The organism is Psychroserpens jangbogonensis, assembly GCF_000797465.1.
In the GTDB taxonomy this organism is placed as follows: Bacteria; Bacteroidota; Bacteroidia; order Flavobacteriales; family Flavobacteriaceae; genus Psychroserpens; species Psychroserpens jangbogonensis.
In genome coordinates, this window is record NZ_JSWG01000027.1 from 1 (window position 1) to 669 (window position 669).

Below are 669 nucleotides of genomic sequence, written 5' to 3' on the forward strand. Positions count from 1 at the left end.
TGTTATGATACTGTTGAGCTTATTTTGCTAGTAAATCCAATACCAAACACGCTTGAAGTTACACCTTATGAGTTGTGTGATGATAACAATCCTGGAGATGAGATTGAGCAGTTTGATTTAACGAGTAAAGATGCAGAGATATCAGATGGTCAATTAGTGACTGTTAGTTATTATGAGACTTTGGCAGATGCACAAGGATTAGTTAATCCACTCGCAAGTCCATATAGTAATACGAGTAATCCACAACCGATTTTCTATGCGCTTGTTAGTACAACAACAGGTTGTGTTGCAACGGGTAGTTTTGAATTAGTAGTAAATCCATTACCATTATTAGTATTTCCGACTGATTTAGAGGTTTGTGACGATGGTATTCCTGATGGTTTAACGAGTATAGATATTTCCATAAAGAATCAGGAAATAACGGGAAACAATCCTAATTATTCTGTGAGTTATTATTTAACCCAAGGGGATGCAGATGCTGCATTAAATCCTTTACCTGTACCTTATACAAACATCGTTAATGGACAAATAATTTTCGTACGTGTACAGGATATTAATACAGGCTGTTATGCCACAACAGTTTTAACATTAATTGTAGAGCAGGCGCCTATAGCTAATACACCTACACCATTAGAGTATTGTGATGCAGATAGTGATGGCTTTGGAGTA

The 669-nt window shown here is 36.2% G+C and carries 1 pseudogene; it reads left to right on the forward strand.

Going from position 1 to position 669, the window contains the following annotated elements:
- Positions 1-669 (forward strand): annotated as a pseudogene (locus tag RH81_RS17070) (hypothetical protein); the annotation flags it as partial.